Genomic DNA, 22,095 nt, shown 5'->3' on the forward strand with positions numbered 1-22,095 from the left:
AAAGTTTGACCAGCTAATCGAGTTTGATTAATCTTTAAGATACATTTTAAAAGGAGGTTTAATATGTTTAAAGTTTTAACCTTAGCTGCTTTAGTCTCGTTAGCAGTACCTACAAACGCAAATGAAATGACAGCCGAGTTTCTTAAAAATGAGCTAGAAATCGCTCATTCTCAGTACATCAAAGGTTCAAGCGATAGTGCGCTTTATGCGTTAAATGCACTCGCAAGAATTCTTGAGCTTGATAGCGCTAAAACGCTGCAAACAGAGTTAGGCCCTAATAATCTTGCTTTTACTTATCTTCGAATTGGACTCATTTATGAGCAAGCTGGTGAGCAGCAGCTTGCACATAGCTACTTTGCAAAAGCAATGAATGCTCACCAAGGCGAAAAAAGTCAGCTTGCAGAGCTTAAAGCTTATGTAACTAAATTAGACAAATCAGTAAAAAGTTAGCGAGATACTAGAGTAAAGTTTGTAGGAGGCGTTTCAACGCCGAACATCGAAGGTTCACGGCTGAAGCCGTTCCTACTTGAAAATTACCACGGTTTTTGTCGCCATAAATGGGCGATCTACAAGGTCACTATCGTAGGCGTGAAACTTGTTTCGCGCGTTTGTTTTTAAATAGTCGCGGCGGAAAGACGCCGCTGCTTGTGAAACTGTATAGGCTCTAACATCCTGACTCGCAACTCGCAACTCGCAACTCGCAACTCGCAACTCGCAACTCGCCCGCTAATCTTCTTTCTTTGCTTTTTTCGCGAGAATCTCAACTTCGGCTTTTTCGGTTACACCTGCCATACTAAGGGCTGTGCTGCCTACCGATTCATATTCAAGTTTGATTTTATCGAGTTTAGCGTCGTTTTTGTCTGGTAAGCTTAAACTACGTGACGACATCCCTTTGGTTAAAACCCCTAGGTTATCAAACACTTTTTCTTCACCGTTATTCATAACAACTTTAATTTTCTTAAGATTCACAGTGCCATGGGTACATTTAATTTTAATATGGCTGTAGTTACTGCTGGTGATAGGATTAACGGTATCGGTTTCGCTTTTGTAGCTGACTTTTTTCTCGGCGATGGACTTCCAGTCGTCATCACTGGCTAGGCTTTGTGTGCTAGCTAGGGCTAAAAATGTTGTTAAAGCGATGAGTTTGATTATTTTCATTTGATTCCCTCCAAAAATTTTCATCATTAAAATTTATAGCACATAAACAGATTGGTTGCTTATGCAAAGTTCATAAAATAGAACCAAAAGCATTTTTTTATCGTATTAACTAATGCGTTATAAATTCACCAACCTTAATCAGCATGCTATGCTAGTAAAGTGTCTATAAGTTTATGGATTTTCAATGAGATATTACTTTTGTTTAGTGGCTTTTTTACTATCAACCTCGTCAATTGCTAGTGCTCTACTTGATGTGAAGCCGAGCAATAAAACGCAGTTTTTGGCTCTGATTAAAGATAAACAAGGTGATTACAAAGTGAAAGCAGGCAGTGATGTGGTTTGTCAAAACGCCTCCTTTTCATTGATAAAAGAAACAACTCAAGGATTTAGCTTAGGAACATTAATCGACTTTAGTGACTTACATAACGGTACGCAGGTAAAGAAGATCCCAAATTTTTGTGTTGTCAGCTCGAAGTTAAAATACTTTGTAAATGGGATTGTCAGAACTAAGCGCTACTTTCGCTGTGAAAATGAAGACGATAACGGTTCAACAACTGAAGATCTGCGTTTTAAAGATAATGGCAATATCACTTACACACTGAATAAACCTGAAGTTTCATGTGTGTTTGAAAAGCAATAAATGTTTGTCTCACGCAATTTCAAGCCTATTATGGGCTTTTATTTTTAATTGAAAATTCTATGACTAGCCAATTTATTCAAGCACTTTTAGTTATCGCTGCCTTTTACATTGCAAGCCTGCTTATAGACCATGCTATTAAACAATTTCAACGACGCTTTGATTCAACCGCTCTTGAAACTTTTCGGCTTATTTCTAACTCGCAGCGTGCTATTTTATTATTCATTGGTATTGTGCTTGCGTTATCGAAACTGGGTTTTGACGTTGCCGCTTTAGTTGCCGGCTTAGGCCTAACAGGCTTTGCTTTGGGTTTTGCGTTGAAGGATGCTATTTCGAATCTAGTAGCAGGTGTCATGATTGTGCTTTATAAGCCCATTAAGCTTGGTAATTACATTGAAGTGAGCAATTCAAAGGGCACAGTGATTGACCTTAATTTGCGCTATATCACAATTAAAGGCGAGGGAGCGGTGCATTTAATTCCTAACTCTTTAATTTTAAGTAATAAAGTGTCAATCATTGATCGCGAAGACGATTAAGCACAAATTTTTGCCATAAAAAAAGCAGCCTAGGCTGCTTTTTTAAGTTTTAGCAAATTACATTTGAGATTGCAGGTAATTCTCAAGCCCTGCGGTTTTGATTAACTGTTGCTGTGTTTCAAGCCAATCAATCTGTTCTTCTTGCTCATTTAAGATGTTATCTAACGCTTCACGGCTGATGTAATCTTTTTTCTCTTCAGCAAGTTTAATTCCCGCTTTAAGATCGACTAATGAATCAAGTTCAAAGCTCATGTTAGCTTCGATCATTTCTTCTGAGTTTTCACCAATACGTAGGCGACCTAAATCTTGTAAGTTTGGTAAACCTTCTAAAAACAAAATACGCTCAATTAAACGGTCGGCGTTTTTCATTTTTTGAATAGATACTTTGTAATCAGCTTTGTCTAATTTTGAAAAACCAAAATCTTTAAACATACGAGCGTGTAAAAAGTATTGGTTAATACCCACTAATTCATTTGCTAATACTTTATTAAGTGCAGCAATGACGCTTTTATCGCCTTTCATACAATTAGCCTCTATTCGCCCATTTGAGATTGATGGTAGTTTTGGCTACCAATTTTGTCGATTAGACCCAGCTGTTGTTCTAACCAGTAAACATGATCTTCTTCTGTATCAAATAATAGCTTTTCAAGCACTTCGCGTGATTGATAGTCTTTTTCTTGTTCACAAACTGAAATAGCTTCTTTAACGCAGTCAACAACTTCTAGCTCAAGTGTTAAGTCATTTTGCATCATGCTTTTAACGTCTGAGCCAATTAATAAATCACGACGTTTAGTCATGTTTGGTACGCCTTCTAAAAATAGAATACGTTTTATCAACCAATCAGCGTGGTCTTTTTCTTCTTCCATTTCGTGGTTAAGACGCTCATACAGCTTATTTAGGCCCCAATCGTCATACATACGAGAATGAATAAAGTATTGATCTATAGCAGCTAATTCGTTTGCGAGTAGTTTATTAAAACTATCTATGACTTTTTGGTTACCTTTCATAATGCTGTCCTCGAATTCCAAGTTGCGATAATTGTAGTATATAAAAATAAGATTGCAAACATTTTCCTTTGTAAATCAGTTGTTTACTATTGAGTGTGATTCTCGTTTAAGTTTGCGTTAATGGTTGATAAATGAACAATTTATCGTTTCTATTCTTAAAGGTAAAAGCCCTTACTAAGAAGGGCTTGTTGCTCTAAACAAAAACTGCTTTAGAAGCTATAAGTTGCACCAAGTGTCATGGTCGTACCTAAACCTTTAATGTTATAGCCACCATAAGTATAAGACTGCGCACGGGCAGGGTAGTAATCATTATTAAATAGGTTTTCTACACCCATAAACGCTTGCCAGTTGTTGCTAAAGTTATAACGACCGCTTAGGTTAAATAGGTTGTAACTGCTAATTGGACCTTGATCACCAACAAACTCACCCTCTGCATTTGGCTCAAAGCGTTTGCGTGAACCCACATATAAATAACTCACAGTGAGTGATAATTCATCATTTGGTTGCCAGTTTAAATTAGCAGTACCTTTTGGTGGGCTTATTTGGCGAGAACCTAAGTAAATGTCGTCTTCGGTGTTCTTACCTTCAACATAGCTGTAGGTTGCAACAAGTTTGAGGGTTGGATTAATTTTATAATCGATTAGTGTTTCGTAACCCCAGATCTCTTGTGGCGCTCTTACTGGCTCATAGACACCCGTTACCTCATTAAAGCTATTAGTGGTGCCAAACTCAGATGTACTGCGGTAAGCTGCAAATTCAAAACGTAAGTCATCAAACTGTGATGTAAAGCCAATTTCATAGTTATCGATGATTGATGCTTCTGTTTGAATTAGGCCAATATCATTTACTGTTGCAGAACGTAATAAGCGGCCAATATCTGAGATATCAGAACCTTGTGAATAATTGGCAAACGGGCTGAAGGCATCAAGCAAATTGTATTTAACACCTACGTTATAGGTGGTTGCATCGTAATCAATAGTGTCACCCTTTACACTAAGTGGCACTGAGCACTGTGTTTCTGAGCGACAAAGCTTTAAGGTGTTGTAGTCATCAACGGTTAAATCAATACTCTCTTGGCGCACACCCGCTTTAATGATTAAATCATTATCGATAACCCACTTTGTTTGTAAAAAGCCAGCAAGGCTTTCCATATCCATCTCTGGTACCCAAACACGGCCATCAACAAGCGGTTGAGAAGTCACATCATTCAGTGCATCTAGGCCATAAATAAAGGTGGCTTCAACATTGTCAAAATCAACAAGGGTATTAAAGGTAGCGCGCGCCCCTTTCTTTTCTGAGCGAATAATTGATTGGCCGCCTTCGTAACCTTCGTCTGGGTTAGCTAAGTTTGTAGAAAAGAAAAACACATTCTCGATGTCTTGCATGTATAGATCGAGCGTCATTTGTGTATTAGTAAATAGGGCGTAGTCTGTATATTTTAAGGTTATGTTTTCGTTACCGTCTGGGCCTTGTGGTTTACCTTGCTTTTGAAGCTCTTTAGGTACATGAATCGCATAAGTTTTATCGCCATCGTTCAGGTTACCAACAACGTCACCTAAATCGGTTTTTTGTTGAGAGCTAAAGTAGTTATAGCTAAATTGCAGCTGCTTCTCATCATCAAAATCATAGCCGAGTTTGGTAAAGTAGTTTTCTGTTACTGCATCAGATAAACCATACTGCAAGCCAAGAATATCGCCTTCTGCGTCACGTTGAACACCATTTTCTTCGTAACTTGCGGTAAATAAATAGCTAATTTTATCAGCACGACCATTAATTGCTGCAGAGACTCGCGCGCCGGCGCTTTCTTCTAATTTAACTGCACTAAAACGTGACGATAGGCTGATCTCACCTTCTGGCTGACCATCACTTGTTGCCTGCTTTGTGATGTAGTTAATGATACCGCCCGATGCACCATTACCATAAACAGAGGTAGCGCCTTTGATCACTTCGATACGCGCAATGGCGCTTGGATCGAGAGTTTTAACTCCTAATGAGCCGTTTCTGAGTGGTGTCGATTGCGGCACTCCATCGATCATTACAAGTGGTGCACGACCACGTAAACTCTGACCTGTATTACTCGAACTGCCGGTATCTGGTGCAAGGCCTGGTACCATTTGCGCAAGTAAGCTTTGTAATTCTGGATTAACTTTTAAATGTTCTTCAATTTGCTGTTGGCTAATAATAGTGACAGAAGCTGGGACTTCATCAATGCTTTCAAATACACGGCTGCCTGATACAACAACGTGTTCCATTTCTTCTGCGGTAAGGTTTTTATTGATGGCATCATCAGCAATTGATTGGCTGCTAATTGCAATAGCGACCAGAGTCAGAGAAGTTTTTAACATGCTTGTCCTTAATTCTTGTTTGATTGTGCGGCAGTCTAAATGTAAAGAAGAGTAAAGGCAAGGTTAATGATAATGATTTGCAATAAGTTCTTTGGTTCTGTTATATAGCGATGAATTTAGCATCCACGAATGTTCAATGGATGCTTAATAGGTGAGTATTATATTTGAACCCTTACTAATTTTGCGTGTTCAGAGTATTGGTTTTAAAGCGCTAACATAGGTGTTACTGATATTTCTGATGTTAGCTAGCAGCCCCCAAATTTGTGAATAAACAGTTGATATAGCGATGTGGTTGATTGCCACTTTAGCATCAAGTGTTTTGACACCAATTTTACACATTCATGTGATTATATATACGCAGTAATATAGCTTTGGCTGAGAATATGAATTCGTTTAATGATGAAAGGCCGTTGTATAATTAATCTGTCAGATAAAGTGTCTATCTGTAATGCCGTTTGTACCAAAAGTAAACACCTGAGATCGTAAAAAATAACGGTGATAAAGCAAATATCAACCACAATAATTGCACAATTGGGCCTGCAAAATCGCCAATATGAAACTTATATTTGAAGTTCCAAGTTTGAGTGGTCAAAGAGCTTTCGCTGGCATCATAACTTGCTACAATATCGGCTGAATATGGGTTTGCCCATACCCAACTATAGGCATGGCTTTCACCTGGGTTCTCTATTCTAAATCCTATGTTGTCACTTGGTTTTTTCGGTAAATAAATTCTAAATAACTTACCCTCAGGAAATACAGTTTGTGCGTTATCAAACGCTTTTTGCACTTGAAAGGGCGTATCCGCTAAAGGGGGAATAACCGCTGGCGGTTTAGGTCTATCTTCAACTGTGCCTTGCATCACAAATTCTAATACGGCTTTGGTTTGTTCTTTCCAGTTAAACGCCATACCTGTGTAAGCAATTAAAATGAGTGGAATTAAAAAATACACACCCAAAACGGTATGTAGCTGATACATAAGTACTCTAAACTTTGCTTTACGCTTAATAGCCAAACGTTTCATACGATTTTTTGGCTTAACCCAAATATAAAAGCCGAGCAGAATTTCAATAATAAGAATGAGCGCACACACCGAGACCCAGTTTCTTAGAGGCCGGCTTTTATCGCCATCTTCATAAAGCAGCCAGCGGTGCAAAGCCATGGTAAAGCCATAAATCGTACTGTAATAATCGTATTCATGTAAAACCTGACCATTGTATGGATTAACACTCACATAGCGGTTATTTGCTAGTTGTAATTGCCACGCTAGATCACTGCGCTGCTCTGGCATTACCAGAGTAACAGGTTGTTTAGTTGACGCTGAAACGTGATTGATGAGGTTATCAAAATCAAGTGCTGAAGCCGCTGGCGTTACTGTCCATCTATCACTTTGAGTAAGGTATTGAATGTCTTTTGCGTAAATAAGTAAAGCACCGGTCAAACTTAAACAAATTAAAAATAAACCGCTTACTAAGGCAAGTAATAAATGCGTACGACGTAACCACAACTTCAACAAGATTTGTTCCTTCAGTTTGCTTTAACACAAAACTGAATAGTAAATGATAACGCGAAACATTTACACTAAAACTTGTTCAATGGTACAGCTTTCAATTGCAAAGTTGTTATGTAAAAAGTGACGTATATCATCGTTACTGATGCTTTGCTTGGCACGAAACTTTAGCTCGCAATGAACGTGATGATCATCTATCTGCCATGTTTTAAGGTAATCAACATCAGTGATTGCAAATTGGGCTTTAAGCCTATTGATAGCGTCTGTTACAGCAAAATTATCAGGGGCTGCTTGCATTAAAATTTTACTACTGGCAATTAACAGTAAAATGCCGTGATAAATGACATACATTGAAATCAGCATAGTGGCAATTAAATCAACAATATACCACTGGTAGAGAATGATTAAGGTACCCGCAATGATTACCACAACTGAGGCTAGTGCATCAGACACATTATGTATAAACGCAGCACGAATATTCATACTGTCTTTTGCACCTGCTTTGTAAGTTAATAGGGCGGTGACAAGATCAACAACCAGCGCAAGACCCGCAACCCAAATGATGATCCAGCCATCAATGGGGTCGGGGTTTAAATAGTTGGTGATCGCTTCAAAAATTAAGTAACCACCAATCACAATTAAACTTAAACTGTTAAATAGCGTGGCTAAAATTTCTGCACGTTTATAACCGTATTGATAACGATCATTAGCAGGTTTGGCACCAATTTTTCGGGCAATTAGGGCAATGAATAACGACGAGGCATCGCTTAAATTGTGCAGCGCATCAGCAATTAACGATAAGCTGCCAGAAACGAGGCCGCCAATCACCTGAGCGACAGCTAATAACACATTAATTGCAATTGCCAGTATGAGTTGGCGGGTGCTTTGGTTATTTGTATCGTGATGATGGTGGTGTCCGTGTCCCATATAAATACCTAGTTATTGATTTGCTTTATTTTTATACCATGCGTGCCTTTGTAATAAAATGTTTGTATTGGTTTGTTCGCTAACAGATTATAATTTTCTGTTCAAATGCGGGTGGATTTGTTAACTTAGCGCCGATGTACCAATTTTTAGTTCTAATTTTTATGCTCAATGTGAAAGCTGCATTTATTATTTTGATTAGCGTATTATTGCTCCAGCCACTGCTGGATAGCTTTGATGTGGCCGATCATAATGTTGCGTTTAATCACACCTCGGTACTGCTATCAGAAGAAATTGACCTTGAAGCTCATTGCGCTGCCAATGGCGATCATCAACTACATCAATCAGAGCATGACGAGCTTAGCAAACAGTTGTCTGACTCAGCCGAGAAAGGCCATTGTCATGTTTGTCACAGCCCTGCATTTTTAGATTCGCTGCAATTGTCTGAACCTACTGGTGTCTATTTCACTAAAATTGAATCACTTGATTTCAACTTCAAATCGCCTGACTTAGCACCGCTACATCGCCCACCTATTTTAGCTCTTACTTAATCCCAAACCCTTTTTAGATGTTATTTGGGCTTAGCCCATTTTAAGTAAGAGACAATATATGTATTTAAGAAATTTTATGCGTTATGCATTGCTGTGCGTATGCTACATGACTGTGACAAATATTTATGCGATAGAACAAGCGCATAATCACCAAGAAAATGAGCAAGCTGAACATGCTAATGAAGTCAGTTTAACTGAGCAGCAACAGCAACTAGCTAATATCAAGGTTGAGCGCCTTGTACTGAAAAAATACAAGCAAACCTTGTATGCACCGGGCGAAATTAAAGCCAATGGCTATGCCAGTTATTTAGTGTCACCGCGTGTTGATTCAATTGTTGTAAAGCGCCATGCCTTATTAGGGCAGCATGTGAATAAAGGAGACTCTTTAGTCACTTTATTTAGTGGCGAAGTGGCCAGCCAGCAAACTGAATTTAGGTTAGCTGAAGCCGAGTTAAAACGGCTAACTAAAATGACAGCTGGCACGGTAAGCAAAAAGCAAATTTTAACTGCTAAAGCTGAATATGAAGTCGCTTATAGCCGATTAGTTGCCTTTGGTTTATCAAAACAAGCTATTGCAAAAACACTCACCATAAACCCAGAAAAACTCGGTGAATACACCTTGTTTGCACAAACATCGGGGGCTGTTTTAACCGATAACTTTGCCCAAGGTCAGCGAGTCGATTCGGGGATTGAGTTGATGCTAATAGCCGATGAATCAGCGCTTTGGGTTGCTGCTCAGCTTTCAGCTAATCAAGACCGTACTATCAGTAATGGCTCTAAGGCGCTGTTAGAAGTTAACGGTAATCGCTATCCAGCAACAGTTATTCAAGAAGCACATACCATTGATGAACAAACACGCTCACGCACCGTTAGGCTCGAGGTAAAAAACACTCAGCATAGTTTGCATCCAGGCATGTTTGCCGATGTGTATTTTCATTTTGAAACGGATAAAGCAGTACTTGCTGTACCTGAAAATGCATTAACTCGCAGCGCAGATGGTGACTGGCAATTGTTTGTCGTTGATGACGATGGTGGCTTTGTCGCCCAAGAAGTGAACCTCGGCAGACGTTTTGGCGATTATCGTGAAGTGCTGGATATTCAAGCCGGGCTTGAAGTTGTCACCCAAGGTGCTTTTTTTATTGCATCACAGCTAGCTAAAGGCGGATTTGATCCGCATAACCACTAGAGGTGACGCATGTTTAATTTATTAATTGAGGCGGTGATAAAGAACCGTCTACTTGTGCTTTTGGCCTTACTTACGGCGATTGCGGTGAGTGCATTTATGATCCCAAAACTCAATTTAGATGCCTTTCCTGATGTTACGAATGTGCAAGTGGCGGTAAATACCGAAGCGCCAGGGCTTGCGGCTGAAGAAGTCGAGCAACTGATCACATACCCGATAGAAGCCGTTATGTATGCACTGCCTGATGTAGAGCAGGTTCGTTCTATTTCTAAAACGGGTTTATCGGGTGTTACTGTTGTGTTTAAAGAAGGGGTTGATATTTACTTTGCTAGGCAACTGGTTTTTGAACGTTTGCAGTCTGCTAAAGAGTTGATCCCATCTGGTGTGGGTATGCCAACCATGGGCCCTAATACATCAGGGCTTGGGCAAGTCTATCAGTATTTACTTGAAGCAAAGCCGGGTGCAAACATTGATAGTATGGCACTGCGTAGTTTAAATGATTGGGTGGTTAAATTACTTATTTTACCTATTGATGGTGTGACCGATATTCTGTCATTTGGCGGTGAGGTTAAGCAGTATCAAGTAAACATAAACCCCAATAAGCTACTTGCTTATGACTTAACACAGCAAGATGTTAGTAACGCCCTAGATGCTAACAACAGTAATGTGGGTGGCTGGTATATGAACCGAGGCCAAGAGCAGCTTGTTATTCGTGGTACAGGTTGGTTTACTCCAGGAGACAAAGGGCTTGCTGAGATTGCGCAAACGCCTATCAAAACCATTGATGGTACGGTCGTTAAAGTGGCTGATGTTGCGACTATTGAGCTTGGCAGTGAGATTCGCCAAGGTGCTGTTACCTTGTCTAAACGCAATGATAAAGGCGAAATAGTTAATCGTGGTGAAGTGGTTACTGGTATCGTGCTCAAACGGATGGGTGCAAATACCAAGCAAACGATTGATGGCATAAACGCGCGTATCGAGATGATAAATCAAGCATTACCAAAGGATGTTGAATTTAAAGCAATTTACGACCAAGCAGAGCTTATCAGCCAAGCGGTACAAACGGTTATTGATGCACTGCTTTTAGCTTTTGTATTTATTATCATAGTATTAGCGTTATTTTTGCTTGATTTAAGAGCAACATTTTTGGTGTTATTGTCGATCCCTATCTCGATTGGTTTAGCACTGAGTGTAATGGCATGGCTAGGATTATCGGCAAACTTAATGTCGTTGGGTGGGATTGCTGTTGCTATTGGTATGCTGGTGGATGGCTCTGTAGTGATGGTTGAGAATGTATTTAGGCACTTAGGGCTTAAGCATAATCAACATAAGCCTTCTTCGGAGCTGGTTGCAATTGCTGCAAAAGAAGTTGCGCGGCCTATCTTTTTTGCTTCTTTGATTATTCTAACGGTATTTTTACCACTGTTTAGTTTTGAAGGCGTTGAGGCTAAGCTATTTCAGCCAATGGCTGTGAGCATTATGCTGGCAATTATTAGTGCAGTGATCGTTGCCTTGGTTGTAGTGCCAGCTCTGTGTGTGTACTTATTTGCTAAGGGCGTGACAGTAAAGCAAAGTATTTTGTTAAAACCTATCGATATGCTTTATCAAAGGGCTTTACAAAAAGCATTGCAGGCTAAACGCGCCGTTTTAGTTATAGCAGGGTTATTACTGATTGTAGCTGCCGTTATGCTACCAAGGCTGGGTACTGAATTTGTACCAGAGCTTGAAGAAGGCACTATCAATCTACGTGTGACACTTGCTCCCTCTGCAAGTCTCGATACAGCAATCTCAGTTGCACCAAAGCTTGAAGCCATGTTGCTTGAATTTAGTGAGGTGGAATATGCGCTGAGCCGAATCGGTCGGGCTGAAGTAGGGGGCGATCCTGAACCGGTTAACAACATTGAAATCTATTTAGGCTTAAAACCTCATGAGCAATGGGTTAACGCGAAAACACGTGTCGAATTGCAAAAACTAATGGAAGCCAAGCTTGAGCAATTCCCAGGGCTTTTGTTTAACTTTTCACAGCCTATAGCAACCCGAGTAGATGAGCTTTTATCGGGTGTTAAAGCGCAATTGGCCATTAAGTTATTTGGTAGTGACCTAGGCGTTTTAACTGAAAAAGGCCAACAAATTGAGCAGCTTGTTCAGCAAATACCTGGCGCTAAGGATGTCGCGATGGAGCAAATAGGCGGTGAAGCACAGCTTATAGTTAAGCCCAACCGTTTGGCGTTGTCGCGCTTTGGCTTATCGGTGGCTGATTTGATGGATGTAGTTCAGCACGGTATTGGCGGGCAATCGGCAGGGCAAATCATTAATGCTAATGAGCGCTATGATATTTATGTGCGCATAGCCCAAAGATTTCGCCAAAACCCGAATGTGATTGCAGATCTTCGACTGCGAACCCCCGCGGGTGCCATTGTTAGGCTGGGGGATGTAGCCGATGTACAGATTGAGTCAGGCGCTCCTCAAGTTCGTCGCGATGATGTTCAAAGGCGGGTGGTTATTCAAGCGAATGTGCAGGGGCGAGATATGGGCTCTGTAGTTGCAGATATACGCGCTACCATTGCCGATAAAATGCAGCTACCAAGTGGTTACAGTGTTGCCATTGGCGGTCAGTTCGAAAACCAGCAACGGGCACAACAGCGGCTGATGATTGTAGTGCCTGTGGCCTTGTTACTCATTGCGTTATTGCTTTATTTTGCTTTTAGTAACCTATCGCAAGTGGTGCTTATTCTTGTCAATGTACCTTTGGCTGTGATTGGTGGGGTGATTGCATTATATGTCTCTGATCAATACTTATCTGTACCCAGCTCTGTAGGGTTTATCACGCTATTTGGTGTTGCGGTATTGAATGGTGTGGTGATGGTCGAAAGCATTAATCAAAGGATTAGTGCCGGAGATAGCAAAGACAAAGCGGTATTTGAAGGAGCTATTTCTAGGTTAAGACCCGTACTAATGACTGCGCTAACCTCAATGCTTGGGCTAATTCCGATGCTGCTTAGCACAGGAATAGGGGCTGAAATACAAAAGCCCCTTGCCACGGTTATTGTTGGCGGGTTGGTCAGTGCAACCTTCTTAACTTTATTTGTACTGCCGGTACTTTATAAGTCGATGAGTAAGTAAATAAAGCAAAATGGGGCTAACGTTTAGTAGCCCCTTTTTTTAATGCAATGTATTTCTGTAAAGGGCGTTTACACCACGCTAAAGCCCTTATAAACTGGACATTACAATAATGATGTAAAAAAGGAATACAGAGTGAGTAACGCAATTACAATTCGTCCGGCAGTCGCAAGTGATGCTGCAACAATCCTACATTTTATTACCGAACTTGCTATCTACGAAAAAGAACCTGACGCAGTTAAAACAGACGAGCAAGCTATTTTAAAAACGTTATTCAGTGAAGGCGCAACGGCTCATAGTGTTATTTGTTTAGAGGGCGACACACCAATTGGTTTTGCTGTGTATTTTTATAATTACTCAACGTGGCTTGGCAAAAATGGGTTGTATTTAGAAGACCTTTACGTAAGCGCAGATAGCCGTGGTAAAGGTGCCGGTAAGCAAATTATGCAATATCTTGCTAAGCAAGCACTTGAAAAAGACTGTGGTCGTTTTGAGTGGGTGGTACTTGATTGGAATAAACCAGCCATTGATTTTTACGACAGCATTGGTGCTAAACCGCAAAATGAGTGGATTATTTACCGCCTGACAGGCCAAGAGCTTATCGACTTTGCTCATCAATAAGCAATGTTGATGTAGTTTAAAATCAACAAATAAAAACATAAATAAAAATCATTTGCATTTGCGTGCATCAGTGTGTAGTTTAAACACATACTGAGACTGGTATAAGTGCAGGTGATTTTTATGACTCAAACAACACGCCACACACCTTTAACTTCAAACGCCATTGATGATGCGCTTGTCCCTTGGCAACGTGCTATTTATAAAGGCAATTTAGCATTTGAATCTGGCGAACTTATTACTGCGCGTGATCATTACACGGTTGCAAGCAGCTGCGCAGAATCTTTACTCGCACAACTTTCTAATATCCCAATCAACCAGTTGGTTACTCGCTCGTTAGAGCATTGTATTGCAGCATTTGTTGTTGCAACTTTGAATCTTGCAGATACCTTTAAAGTGATGCAAAAACCCGAAAAAGCTTGCACTTGGCTTTGCCATGCTCATCAACAATTAAGTATGCTTTTAAGTCACCCAGAGCTGCAAGTTCGCACCTTGGTCCTGCATCATCATCACAAAACCTACTTTGAGCTGGTTAAGTTTGCCAGCATGGCATCAGCATTTCCGACACTCATTAACCGAATCAATCAGCTATTAGCTGACCATCCCCACAAAACGCAGTTATTACATTAACGATAAGGAATCAGTATGTCTTTTACATTACCCGATTTAGCGTATGACTATGATGCACTTGAACCGCACATTGATGCGAAAACTATGGAAATTCATCATACCTTGCATCATCAAACCTATATCAATAAAGCGAATGTTGCATTAGAGGGCAGCCATTACTCTGAGCAAGATGCTGAAACATTACTACGCACCATTTCATCAATGCCTGAGTCATTACAAAAGGCAGTGCAAGAGCATGTAGGTGGCCATTATAATCACTCATTATTTTGGCAAGTTATGTCACCTAATGGCGGTGGTGAGCCAAGTGAAGAGTTAAATACCGCCATTGTTGATACATTTGGCAGCTTTGACGCATTTAAAAAGCAATTTACTAATGCAGCGGTAAGCCGCTTTGGCAGTGGCTGGGCTTGGTTATGTGTTGATGAAAATAACCTGTTGCTAGTTGAAAGTAGCCTCAATCAAGATAGCCCACTGATGCATAATCATACGCCTATTTTAGGTCTTGATGTGTGGGAGCATGCGTATTACTTGAAATATCAAAATCGTCGCCCTGACTATATTGCGGCATTTTACGAAGTGATTAATTGGCCGGAAGTAGAGCGCCGATATTTAGCCGCACTTAAATAGCTGTTTAAATAGTTAAGGTCCGAAACTGGCTAGTCAAAAAATAATATTCAGTTAAGCTAACGGTATTAGCGTGTAACGAGAATAATTATGACTAGCCAACAATGGCAGACTGCAAGGCAAAGCCGCGATCCACGATTTGATGGGGTGTTTTTTGTGGCGGTAAAAAGTACTGGTATTTATTGCAGACCAATTTGCCCCGCACCAACGGCACAAGAAAAGAACGTTGAATATTACCAATACGCGCACTTAGCTGCGCAAGATGGTTTTCGACCCTGTATTCGCTGTCGCCCAGATAGTGCACCAAATAGCCCAGCTTGGCTAGGTACTAAAACCACCGCATTACGCGCCAAACAACTGATTGATAAAGGTGAGGCCTACGACTGTGAGGTTTTAGCAGACAGACTCGGGGTGTCGAGCCGCTATTTACGCCGTTTGTTTAACCAACATTTTGGACTGTCGATCACCCAATATAGATTATTTAACCAATGCAATTTCGCCAAGCAGCTATTACAAGAAACAGATTTGTCGGTGGCAGATATCGCATTTGCTTCTGGCTTTAATAGTATTCGTCGCTTTAACGATGCTTTTTTAAAGCAGTTAAATATCGCTCCTTCAAAGTTACGTAAGTCAGATAAAAAACCAGCCTCAACATTAACTCTAACACTGGCATTTAGGCCGCCTTATAACTGGCAAGCACTCCATGACTTTTTGCAGCGCCGTTTAATCAGTGGGTTAGAATGGTTGAGCACAACAAGCTATGGTCGCACTTTTAAAGATAAATATTGCCAAGGGCAATTCACTGCGCATTTTGTTGAGCATAAAAACCACTTTAAAGTGGCGATTGATATTGATAACACCCGCTATTTACAGCAAGTGATCCATAACATTCGTCGTGTGCTTGATTTAGACGCCGATACGCATACCATAGAACAGCATTTAGATGCAGAGCTTAAAGGATCAATGCCGCTTTGTGTTGGCCTGCGTTTACCGGGGATTTGGTCAGATTATGAAGCGGGCATACGAGCGGTCCTTGGTCAACAGGTTAGTGTTACAGCGGCTCACAATCTCGTGACACAGCTTGTGAGTGAGTTTAATCAGCAAAGTAATAACCACTATTTTCCAACTCCTGATTGGGTTGCCAATTCTGAACTCGATTTTTTTAAGATGCCACAATCACGCAAAGATGCGCTACGGCGTTTAAGTGCTTATTGTCAGCAAAACCCAGATAATCAAGAGCTTGATAATTGGTTAGAGCTCAAAGGTATTGGCCCATGGACAGTTAATTACGCCAAACTACGCGGTCAAAGCCACCCCGATATTTTACTGGCGGGCGACTTAGGGGTTAAAAAAGCCCTCGCTGGAATAAGCGAATTTAATAGCGAGCACTGTGCGCCATTTCGCTCTTATTTAACTTTTCAACTATGGCAACAATTATGAGTATGCAACAAGTTATAATGCCAAGCCCCATTGGAGATATTACCATTCAAAGTACATCAAAAGGCGTCAGTTACGTTGGCTTTTACCCAGTAGTTGCGATGCAAACAGAGGCTGTTGATGAGCACACCCTTACACCTATTTTAATATGTATAAGTGAGCTTAATGAATATTTTAATGGTCAGCGTACGCGTTTTACTGTTCCCCTTGATACGCAAGGTACAGAGTTTCAAAGGCAAGTATGGCGTGCGCTGATGGATGTTGAGTTTGGCCAAAGCAAGAGTTATCAAGAGATAGCACTTGCCATTAATAACCCAAAAGCGGTGCGTGCAGTGGGCGCTGCGAATGGAAAAAACCCGATTAGCATTATAGTGCCATGTCATCGAATTATTGGCGCAAACGGCAAGCTCACAGGCTATGCGGGTGGCCTTAAAAGAAAAGAATGGTTACTGAAACACGAAGGCTTGTTATAAAGCAGCAATTTTACTGGGATAACGCTTGAGATAATAAGAGTAAGGTAATAGATGATGTTGTCGCGCGATTAAGGTAGCATATTGCGACTTTAAAATTTGGACAACATCATGGCACAGCTGTACTTTTATTATTCTGCAATGAATGCAGGCAAATCTACCACACTTTTACAATCTGCATTTAACTACCGCGAACGTGGTATGGAACCGGTTATTTTAACAGCGGCTATTGATGATAGAGCAGGTGTTGGCAAGGTGTCTTCACGTATTGGTTTACAGGCTGATGCGCATATTTTTGATGCAGATAAAGATGTATTTGAACTGATCAAATCATTAAATGCAGAGCAAAAGCGCCATTGTATTTTAGTAGATGAGTGCCAGTTTTTATCAAAAGACCAAGTAATGCAATTAACAGATGTGGTTGATGAACTTGGTATTCCGGTACTGTGTTATGGCTTACGTAACGATTTTAGAGGTGAGCTATTTAGTGGTTCACAATACCTACTTGCCTGGGCTGACAAACTAATTGAGTTGAAAACCGTGTGTCATTGCGGTCGTAAAGCTAACCATGTACTGCGTACCGATGAGCATGGTAATGCGATTGCAGACGGTAATCAGGTAGAAATTGGCGGCAACGACCGATATGTATCGGTGTGCCGCAAACATTATAAAGAATCGTTAAATCTCGGCCGCTAATGCCGAGATAAAGCTATCAATATCTTGCCTAGTGACACCTAAATGGGTCACTAGGCGCAGTGGTTTACCTGGCGAAAATAGCATATTTTGCTCTTTTAGCGCATGTGCCACTGCTTTTAAATCGATATGTTCGGCAACATTTGCGTAAACAATGTTGGTATCGATTTGAAAAGTTGACGTATCAAAACCAGCTAACGTGTTTAACTGCTCTGCCAAATACGCCGCATTATCGTGATCCTCAGCAAGCCTTGCTACGTGATGCTCAAGTGCATACTGACCAGCGGCTGCAAGCATACCCGCTTGGCGCATACCACCACCAAGTACTTTACGCCAGCGGCGCGCTTTATCAATCAGTGCTTTACTACCTAGTAATAGTGAGCCAACCGGCGCGCCGAGTCCTTTTGATAAGCAAATAGACACTGAATCAAAATACTGGGTGATTTCAGTGATATCAACACCTAACTTAACCGCCGCGTTATACACGCGGGCACCGTCTAAGTGCAGAGCAAGGTTATGTTTATCAACACATTCTCTGGCTTCTTTTAGATAACTAAGCGGGAGAACTTTACCGCCAATGGTGTTTTCTAAGCTAAGTAGTTTGGTTTTAGCGAAGTGAAAGTCATCGGCTTTAATTGCAGCCACAACTTTGTTTAAATCTATGCTGCCATCGGCATTATTTTCAATTGGTTGCGGCTGAATAGAGCCTAATACAGCAGCACCTCCACCCTCAAATTTGTAGTTATGTGCTTGTTGCCCACAAATGTATTCGTCGCCACGCTCACAATGCGCCATTAATGCTAGTAAATTGGCTTGCGTACCTGAGCTACAATAAAGGGCGCTTTCGAAGCCATGGCGCTCAACAGCAAATTGTTCAAGCTGATTAACGCTTGGGTCGTCACCATAAACGTCGTCGCCTACTGGGGCGTCATTCATGACCGCGCGCATGGCTGCTGTTGGTTTTGTAACTGTGTCTGAACGAAAGTCGATCATCTTATTATCCTTATACTAGTTCGTTAAGAATGGCTTCGCGGTCGGCTTGGTCAAAATAGCTCCAAGCAATAAAGCGACTCATTTTTTGGCCTTGTGCCATTTTTATAACTTTTACCTCTTTCACATCAAGTGTGCTAAGTAACTTTTTTATATGCGGTAAAGTGTCAGATTTAGAAACGAGCGATGTAAACCAAATGCATTGCTCTGCAAACTCTTGGCTCTCAATACACATTTTACTGATAAATTCGCGCTCACCGCCTTCACACCATAGCTCGTTTTGGCGGCCACCAAAATTAAGTACTTTTTGTGGTGCTTTGTTTAGGTTTTTCCATTTACGCTCAGTACCCGCTTTGGCCTGTTGCTCACTGGCATGAAACGGCGGGTTGCATAAAGTTAGGTGGAAGACATCTTTATTCGATATCACGCCCTTAAACATTTTATCGGCGTTATTTTGCTGCTTAACATTAATTTTCAGGCGGTTAAATTGCACAATTTGTTTAGCAATTTTAACAGATAAGGCATCAATATCTGAGCCTGTGAAGTGCCAGCCATATTCGTGATTACCAGTAAGCGGGTAAATCACATTTGCACCCGTGCCTACATCAAGTACTTTTACTTGCTTACCCGTAGGAATATGACCTTGGTTATCGCTTGCTAATAAGTCGGCTAAGTGATGAATGTAATCCACTCTGCCAGGGACCGGTGGGCAAAGGTAGTTGTCGGGTAAATCCCAAAAATCGATTTTATAATGGCTTTTTAATAACGCTTGGTTGAGGGTTTTAACCGCTAATGAATTGCTGAAATCAATGGTATCAGTGCCCGTTGGCGTTTGCGTTATATAAGGTGTTAGGGCAGGAGTATCTTTGCATAGCAAAGTAAAGTCGTAGCCATTTAAGTGGCGATTTCGCGGATGCATTAAGGAAAACCTATCTGTTAGCCATATCAAAGGCTGATTGTACCAAATAAATCTTTGCTCTGAGTTAGTTTGCGGTGGATATTTTTCTGCAGAATCAGATAGATTTTAGTGTGTTAATAGCTTCGGTTTTGAAGTTATGTATTTACTTAGATATTTATCTATATAAGTAATTACACCTGATAAGGTGCTAACTAAATATTTAATTGATATTTATAACGATAAAATGGTTAGTTCAAAGAGTGTTTTGTTTTTATGGCGTAATTAGTTAAGTTCAATTTTATGCTTGCAATAAATTATTAACCGATAGTGATACTTGAGTACTTCTTAAATGATTGAAATAGAGTATTTAAAATGCCATGTATGGACGAAGAACCAAATGCTTGAGTGGCATTTACTCTTTGTTTTTCAGATGAACATCATATATTTGTTCTATATATTATTAGAATCTAAGGTAAATATGAATATTTCATTGGAAGAAATAGACAAATCGAATTACGAACCTGTTTGTGATCTGGATGTGGCAGACTCTCAAGAAGAGTATGTTGCTTGTAATATGTGGTCATTAGTTGAGTCATTTTATAATACAGGTTATACGTGCAGGGCTATTTATAGCGACAATCTACCCGTCGGCTTTTTGATGTGGGTTCAAGAATCTCCTTACAAAATTTCAATTTGGCGGTTTATGGTTGATAAGAGCTATCAGAACAAAGGGATTGGTAGGGAAGCATTAACGCAAGCAATAGATGCTATTAAACAGAGTCCCACTGTTAAAGAAATCGAAATCTGTTATGACCCAAAAAACCCTGTAGCTAAAGAATTCTATTCAAGTTTTGGTTTTCAAGAGGTTGGCTTGGACGAAGAAGATGATGATATGTTAGCTATTATTAGACTTTGAATTTTAACTACAATAAATTTAACGGTAAGTTCAGCTTGCCGTTTTTCATTTCTGTTATTTATTTTTTAAAAAATACATAAGTTTTTTTTAAGGTTAGCAAAGTAGAGTGAGACACTAGGTAAAAAATAAACAAGATAATTTATAACTTGTTTATGTTTCAGATCATTAAAGTAACAATGATTGAACGCTACACTAAATCCACGAATTTCAAACGCATATAAACTATGTACTACTGTGAATGCGTTTCTGTACAAACGAGGCATTATGAATTTTAAAAATACAACAACTCATTACAGTACTATTTCAATTGCCTTACACTGGCTTATGTTTATTTTAATTGTGACGGTTTTCGCTAGTATTGAGCTACGTGAATTATTTGATAAAGGTACTGAAACCCGCGATGCTTTTAAAATGTGGCACTTTATGTTGGGCTTATCAGTTTTAGCTTTAGTCGTTGTGAGGATAGTTATGCGTGTATTGGCAGGTCCGATACCCGCAATACAGCCTACGCCTGCTAAATGGCAAGATGCTTTAGCTAAATTAGTACACATTGCGCTTTATGTGTTTATGTTGGCGATGCCAATAGCAGGCTGGTTAATATTGAGTATGTCAGGAAAACCAGTGCCATTTTTCGGTATAGAGCTTCCTGCATTAGCAAGTGAAAACAAAGAGTTGGGTAAGTCTATAAAAGAAATACATGAAACAGTCGGCGAGTTAGGTTATTACTTAATCGGCTTTCATGCCGCGGCTGCATTGTTTCACCATTATATTTTGGCAGATAACACCTTTAAACGTATGTTACATCCTAAAAAGTAGATACAAGAAAAAAGCTTCTAACCCAAAATAAACTCGGGAAAAGTTCATAAAATGAATTGAAGAGAATTTTATTGGTAAATGAGATAGGTGACGGGGCCGAACAGATTATTTTTACCATACTTAAAATATGCGAATAAGGGTGAAATAAAGCATATCAAATTTAATTCCCAACTCTAAATTTTGTAGTGTCAGAAGGGAGGTAGCAATATGGAAATAAAAAGAGTACACAATGCTAAATGTCATTGTGGCACCGTTGAGTTAGAGCTGATTATGCCTCATGGTTTAGAAGACCCGCGTCGTTGTTCATGTTCCATGTGTCGTAAGCGTGGAGCAATTGCTGCTTCTGTTTTGCTTGAAAACCTGAAAATTATTAAAGGCGAAGATAACTTAACCCTCTATCAATTTAACACCATGGCAGCAAAACACTATTTTTGTAAAACATGTGGAATATATACTCATCATCAAAGGCGTTCTAACCCTCATCAATTTGCAATCAATGTTGCTTGTCTTGATGGTGTTAACCCCTATGATTTAGAGCCAGTTAAAATATACGATGGAATCCATCATCCAAAGGATGAAGTTATCTTATAAATTAAAATATTAGCGAGTATTTTATAAAGCGTTATGCTCGGTTTGCCATTTGGATTGCTTCAAATTTAGTGATGGCGGCACATTGAGTTAGGCTTGATATCGGCGCTTTAGAAAAGCGCCGTAAGTTTTAACAAAAATGGTTACTTTAGCCCTTTCATACGTCAAAACGGTTCCTTGATTATCATTTCATATGGCGATTGCCACATAATTTGAGAATCTCAGGCAGCTACTATTATTTGGATTCAAGGAGTTGAAGATTCGAGGAAATAAGAAATTGCCACTTAATTTGAGATCCCTTATAAAATTGGCGTTCAAAATGAGATTCATAAAACACTAACCATCTGGCGTTACTGAGCAGAGTATCGGCGTTGTACTCGATTATTGAACTTGTATGCTACATATGAAGCCAGTTACTGGTCAAGTGGTTTGTAGCGCACATAAACA

General features: G+C 40.1%; 23 protein-coding genes. 15 read left to right on the top strand and 8 right to left on the bottom strand.

Translation table 11 applies throughout. The features are described 5' to 3' along the window. Positions 1–63 precede the first annotated feature (63 nt). Entirely contained in the window at positions 64–450 is a 387-nt protein-coding gene (locus HCZ11_RS16110; protein WP_167658897.1) for a hypothetical protein, read from the top strand. A gap of 276 nt (positions 451–726) precedes the next feature. Here HCZ11_RS16110 and HCZ11_RS16115 read toward each other — a convergent pair whose 3' ends face one another. Then, positions 727–1,158, bottom strand: coding sequence for a hypothetical protein (locus HCZ11_RS16115; RefSeq protein WP_130052512.1), 432 nt, complete (start codon positions 1,156–1,158; stop codon positions 727–729). A gap of 184 nt (positions 1,159–1,342) precedes the next feature. On the opposite strand from HCZ11_RS16115, the gene HCZ11_RS16120 reads away from it, so the two are divergent. Beyond that, positions 1,343–1,798 carry a hypothetical protein gene (locus tag HCZ11_RS16120; protein WP_130052511.1) on the top strand — a complete coding sequence of 152 codons (456 nt, stop codon included), beginning with the start codon at positions 1,343–1,345 and terminating at the stop codon, positions 1,796–1,798. 59 nt (positions 1,799–1,857) lie between these two features. Further along, positions 1,858–2,331 carry a mechanosensitive ion channel family protein gene (locus HCZ11_RS16125; protein WP_167658898.1) on the top strand — a complete coding sequence of 158 codons (474 nt, stop codon included), beginning with the start codon at positions 1,858–1,860 and terminating at the stop codon, positions 2,329–2,331. A gap of 57 nt (positions 2,332–2,388) precedes the next feature. Here the strand turns inward: HCZ11_RS16125 and bfr (HCZ11_RS16130) are convergent, their stop codons facing one another. The 5 genes from bfr (HCZ11_RS16130) to HCZ11_RS16150 all read right to left on the bottom strand — a co-directional run bounded on the left by bfr (HCZ11_RS16130) (position 2,389) and on the right by HCZ11_RS16150 (position 8,117). Further along, complete coding sequence (bfr, locus tag HCZ11_RS16130; RefSeq protein WP_167658899.1) at positions 2,389–2,853, bottom strand: bacterioferritin; 465 nt, start codon at positions 2,851–2,853, stop codon at positions 2,389–2,391. 11 nt (positions 2,854–2,864) lie between these two features. Beyond that, positions 2,865–3,338, bottom strand: coding sequence for a bacterioferritin (bfr, locus tag HCZ11_RS16135; protein ID WP_167658900.1), 474 nt, complete (start codon positions 3,336–3,338; stop codon positions 2,865–2,867). Positions 3,339–3,547: 209 nt separating this feature from the next. Further along, a complete protein-coding gene (locus HCZ11_RS16140) occupies positions 3,548–5,683 on the bottom strand; it encodes a TonB-dependent receptor (RefSeq protein ID WP_167658901.1) in 2,136 nt (711 codons plus the stop codon). 439 nt (positions 5,684–6,122) lie between these two features. After that, entirely contained in the window at positions 6,123–7,193 is a 1,071-nt protein-coding gene (locus tag HCZ11_RS16145) for a PepSY domain-containing protein (protein ID WP_130053016.1), read from the bottom strand. Between the two features lie 63 nt (positions 7,194–7,256). After that, positions 7,257–8,117, bottom strand: a complete 861-nt coding sequence (locus tag HCZ11_RS16150) for a cation diffusion facilitator family transporter (protein ID WP_167658902.1) — start codon at positions 8,115–8,117, stop codon at positions 7,257–7,259. A 161-nt stretch (positions 8,118–8,278) separates the two neighbouring features. On the opposite strand from HCZ11_RS16150, the gene HCZ11_RS16155 reads away from it, so the two are divergent. From HCZ11_RS16155 to HCZ11_RS16195, 9 genes are all read left to right on the top strand, one after another. After that, positions 8,279–8,665 (top strand): hypothetical protein, encoded by a 387-nt coding sequence (locus HCZ11_RS16155; RefSeq protein ID WP_167658903.1) that lies wholly within the window; start codon positions 8,279–8,281, stop codon positions 8,663–8,665. Between the two features lie 58 nt (positions 8,666–8,723). Further along, positions 8,724–9,851, top strand: a complete 1,128-nt coding sequence (locus HCZ11_RS16160) for an efflux RND transporter periplasmic adaptor subunit (protein WP_167658904.1) — start codon at positions 8,724–8,726, stop codon at positions 9,849–9,851. Positions 9,852–9,860: 9 nt separating this feature from the next. Further along, positions 9,861–12,971: an efflux RND transporter permease subunit gene (locus HCZ11_RS16165; protein WP_167658905.1), complete on the top strand. Its 3,111-nt coding sequence runs from the start codon at positions 9,861–9,863 to the stop codon at positions 12,969–12,971. 132 nt (positions 12,972–13,103) lie between these two features. Next, a complete protein-coding gene (locus tag HCZ11_RS16170; protein ID WP_054552102.1) occupies positions 13,104–13,589 on the top strand; it encodes a GNAT family N-acetyltransferase in 486 nt (161 codons plus the stop codon). Between the two features lie 120 nt (positions 13,590–13,709). Then, on the top strand, positions 13,710–14,216 hold the full coding sequence (locus HCZ11_RS16175) for a hypothetical protein (protein ID WP_167658906.1): 507 nt from the start codon (positions 13,710–13,712) through the stop codon (positions 14,214–14,216). Positions 14,217–14,231: 15 nt separating this feature from the next. Then, positions 14,232–14,843: a superoxide dismutase gene (locus HCZ11_RS16180; RefSeq protein ID WP_167658907.1), complete on the top strand. Its 612-nt coding sequence runs from the start codon at positions 14,232–14,234 to the stop codon at positions 14,841–14,843. 87 nt (positions 14,844–14,930) lie between these two features. Further along, positions 14,931–16,280 (top strand): DNA-3-methyladenine glycosylase 2 family protein, encoded by a 1,350-nt coding sequence (locus HCZ11_RS16185; protein WP_167658908.1) that lies wholly within the window; start codon positions 14,931–14,933, stop codon positions 16,278–16,280. Between the two features lie 2 nt (positions 16,281–16,282). After that, positions 16,283–16,750 carry a methylated-DNA--[protein]-cysteine S-methyltransferase gene (locus HCZ11_RS16190; RefSeq protein ID WP_167658914.1) on the top strand — a complete coding sequence of 156 codons (468 nt, stop codon included), beginning with the start codon at positions 16,283–16,285 and terminating at the stop codon, positions 16,748–16,750. 108 nt (positions 16,751–16,858) lie between these two features. Then, positions 16,859–17,443, top strand: coding sequence for a thymidine kinase (locus HCZ11_RS16195; protein WP_058584247.1), 585 nt, complete (start codon positions 16,859–16,861; stop codon positions 17,441–17,443). On the opposite strand, the gene ltaE is transcribed toward HCZ11_RS16195, so the two are convergent. Beyond that, positions 17,426–18,433 (bottom strand): low-specificity L-threonine aldolase, encoded by a 1,008-nt coding sequence (gene ltaE / locus HCZ11_RS16200; RefSeq protein WP_167658909.1) that lies wholly within the window; start codon positions 18,431–18,433, stop codon positions 17,426–17,428. The two genes, HCZ11_RS16195 and ltaE, sit on opposite strands and share 18 nt — an antisense overlap. Before the next feature lie 10 nt (positions 18,434–18,443). After that, complete coding sequence (rlmF, locus tag HCZ11_RS16205; protein WP_167658910.1) at positions 18,444–19,349, bottom strand: 23S rRNA (adenine(1618)-N(6))-methyltransferase RlmF; 906 nt, start codon at positions 19,347–19,349, stop codon at positions 18,444–18,446. Between the two features lie 457 nt (positions 19,350–19,806). Between rlmF and HCZ11_RS16210 the strand changes: the two genes are divergently transcribed. The 3 genes from HCZ11_RS16210 (at position 19,807) to HCZ11_RS16220 (ending at position 21,651) form a co-directional block, all read left to right on the top strand. Beyond that, positions 19,807–20,244, top strand: a complete 438-nt coding sequence (locus HCZ11_RS16210; protein WP_167658911.1) for a GNAT family N-acetyltransferase — start codon at positions 19,807–19,809, stop codon at positions 20,242–20,244. A gap of 264 nt (positions 20,245–20,508) precedes the next feature. Continuing rightward, positions 20,509–21,060: a cytochrome b gene (locus HCZ11_RS16215; protein WP_167658912.1), complete on the top strand. Its 552-nt coding sequence runs from the start codon at positions 20,509–20,511 to the stop codon at positions 21,058–21,060. Positions 21,061–21,267: 207 nt separating this feature from the next. Further along, the gene (locus HCZ11_RS16220; protein ID WP_130052489.1) at positions 21,268–21,651 is read left to right on the top strand and encodes a GFA family protein; all 384 of its coding nucleotides are present in this window, start codon (positions 21,268–21,270) and stop codon (positions 21,649–21,651) included. Positions 21,652–22,095: the final 444 nt, after the last annotated feature.

Origin of the sequence: Pseudoalteromonas sp. HF66 (genome assembly GCF_011806445.1) — a bacterium.
Classification (GTDB): domain Bacteria; phylum Pseudomonadota; class Gammaproteobacteria; order Enterobacterales; family Alteromonadaceae; genus Pseudoalteromonas; species Pseudoalteromonas apostichopi.

Coding starts and splice junctions, on each gene's coding strand:
- HCZ11_RS16180 (WP_167658907.1), top strand. CDS start 14,232: ATGTCTTTTACATTACCCGATTTAGCGTATGACTATGATGCACTTGAA.
- HCZ11_RS16165 (WP_167658905.1), top strand. CDS start 9,861: ATGTTTAATTTATTAATTGAGGCGGTGATAAAGAACCGTCTACTTGTG.
- HCZ11_RS16155 (WP_167658903.1), top strand. CDS start 8,279: ATGCTCAATGTGAAAGCTGCATTTATTATTTTGATTAGCGTATTATTG.
- HCZ11_RS16160 (WP_167658904.1), top strand. CDS start 8,724: ATGTATTTAAGAAATTTTATGCGTTATGCATTGCTGTGCGTATGCTAC.
- ltaE (WP_167658909.1), bottom strand. CDS start 18,433: ATGATCGACTTTCGTTCAGACACAGTTACAAAACCAACAGCAGCCATG.
- HCZ11_RS16140 (WP_167658901.1), bottom strand. CDS start 5,683: ATGTTAAAAACTTCTCTGACTCTGGTCGCTATTGCAATTAGCAGCCAA.
- rlmF (WP_167658910.1), bottom strand. CDS start 19,349: ATGCATCCGCGAAATCGCCACTTAAATGGCTACGACTTTACTTTGCTA.
- bfr (WP_167658900.1), bottom strand. CDS start 3,338: ATGAAAGGTAACCAAAAAGTCATAGATAGTTTTAATAAACTACTCGCA.
- HCZ11_RS16185 (WP_167658908.1), top strand. CDS start 14,931: ATGACTAGCCAACAATGGCAGACTGCAAGGCAAAGCCGCGATCCACGA.
- bfr (WP_167658899.1), bottom strand. CDS start 2,853: ATGAAAGGCGATAAAAGCGTCATTGCTGCACTTAATAAAGTATTAGCA.
- HCZ11_RS16215 (WP_167658912.1), top strand. CDS start 20,509: ATGAATTTTAAAAATACAACAACTCATTACAGTACTATTTCAATTGCC.
- HCZ11_RS16125 (WP_167658898.1), top strand. CDS start 1,858: ATGACTAGCCAATTTATTCAAGCACTTTTAGTTATCGCTGCCTTTTAC.
- HCZ11_RS16210 (WP_167658911.1), top strand. CDS start 19,807: ATGAATATTTCATTGGAAGAAATAGACAAATCGAATTACGAACCTGTT.
- HCZ11_RS16175 (WP_167658906.1), top strand. CDS start 13,710: ATGACTCAAACAACACGCCACACACCTTTAACTTCAAACGCCATTGAT.
- HCZ11_RS16110 (WP_167658897.1), top strand. CDS start 64: ATGTTTAAAGTTTTAACCTTAGCTGCTTTAGTCTCGTTAGCAGTACCT.
- HCZ11_RS16220 (WP_130052489.1), top strand. CDS start 21,268: ATGGAAATAAAAAGAGTACACAATGCTAAATGTCATTGTGGCACCGTT.
- HCZ11_RS16190 (WP_167658914.1), top strand. CDS start 16,283: ATGCAACAAGTTATAATGCCAAGCCCCATTGGAGATATTACCATTCAA.
- HCZ11_RS16195 (WP_058584247.1), top strand. CDS start 16,859: ATGGCACAGCTGTACTTTTATTATTCTGCAATGAATGCAGGCAAATCT.
- HCZ11_RS16120 (WP_130052511.1), top strand. CDS start 1,343: ATGAGATATTACTTTTGTTTAGTGGCTTTTTTACTATCAACCTCGTCA.
- HCZ11_RS16115 (WP_130052512.1), bottom strand. CDS start 1,158: ATGAAAATAATCAAACTCATCGCTTTAACAACATTTTTAGCCCTAGCT.
- HCZ11_RS16150 (WP_167658902.1), bottom strand. CDS start 8,117: ATGGGACACGGACACCACCATCATCACGATACAAATAACCAAAGCACC.